Origin of the sequence: Kitasatospora sp. NRRL B-11411 (assembly GCF_000721345.1) — a bacterium.
Taxonomy (GTDB): domain Bacteria; phylum Actinomycetota; class Actinomycetes; order Streptomycetales; family Streptomycetaceae; genus Kitasatospora; species Kitasatospora cineracea.
The window spans coordinates 1-1,153 of record NZ_JOGH01000281.1 but is presented as its reverse complement, the minus strand read 5'-3'; the positions used below and the strand labels follow the sequence as shown (position 1 = coordinate 1,153).

Here is a 1,153-nt window from a genome sequence, read left to right as displayed (position 1 = left end):
CCGTTCCCGTTCCCGTTCCCGGCCACCTCTCCCCTCCTCCTCCCACTCCCGCTCCCGCTCCCGGCTGCCTCCCCCACTCCCCTCCCACTCCCGATTCTTCCAAGTGTCGCTCTGCACTGAGGAGTTGCTGTGGTCGAGCGCTGCGCTTTCGTGTTCCCCGGCCAGGGTGCCTACCTTCCCGGCGTGCTGGGCCGGCTCGCCGCGGACGAGCCGCTGGTCGCGGAGACCCTGCGGGAGCTGGACGCGGTGGCCGTCCGGCTCGGCCGGGCCGCCCCGTCCCGGTTGCTGCTCGACGAACGGGCCCCGGCGCTGGAGGAGTTGGTGCGGGAGGCCCCGGCCGATCTGCACGTCGCCCTGTTCGCCGCCGAGATGGCGCTGTTCCGGCTCCTGACCGAGCGCCACCGCCTCACCCCCGACGTCCTGCTGGGTCACAGCTTCGGCGAGTTGGTCGCCCTCACTGCCGCCGGCGCCCTCGACCTGGCGGACGGCCTCGCCCTGGTCGCCGCCCGGGACGACGCGTTCGCCGCCCAACCCCCGCCTCCCGGCGGCATGGTGGCGCTGGAGCTGTCCGCTGCCCGGACGGCGGCCCTGCTGGCCGGGCTCGGCGAGTGGGGCGTGAGCGTGGCCGCCGACAACAGCCCGCGCCAGTGCGTGGTGTCCGGCCCGGCGGAGGACCTGGAGCGGGTGCGGCGGAAGGCGGAGGCGGTGGGCGTCCGGGCGACCGCCCTGTCCGTCCCGTACGCCTTCCACCATCGCCTCCTGGCTTCCGTGGCAAGCGAGTTCACCCGACGGGCCGCCGCCCTGCACACCGGTCCGACCCGGTACCTGCTGCATTCGGCGATCCTCGGCCGCCGGGTGGAGGACGGCGACGCGGTCGCCGAACTGGTCGCCGCCCACCTCGTCCGCCCGACCCGGTTCACGGACGCGGTCCGGCTGCTGCACGCGGAGGGCGTCGAGGTGTTCGTCGAGTGCGGACCGCGCGGGGTGCTCAGCGGCCTGGTGACGGCGACCGTACCGGGCGTACGGGCCCTCGCGCCCCTGCGCCGCCGCACCAGCGGTCCCGAACTCACCGACGAAATAAAGACTCTGACGATCCATCAGTTCGTCCCACCCCCACACCCACCCCGAACTGTGCCCACTCCCGCCCCCACCC

The 1,153-nt window shown here is 74.4% G+C and carries 1 protein-coding gene; it reads left to right on the top strand.

Annotated elements, in window-relative coordinates; translation table 11 throughout:
• Positions 1-129: 129 nt before the first annotated feature.
• Positions 130-1,153: ACP S-malonyltransferase (locus IH44_RS0139915; protein ID WP_232795283.1), on the top strand; the 1,024-nt coding region annotated here is incomplete at its 3' end.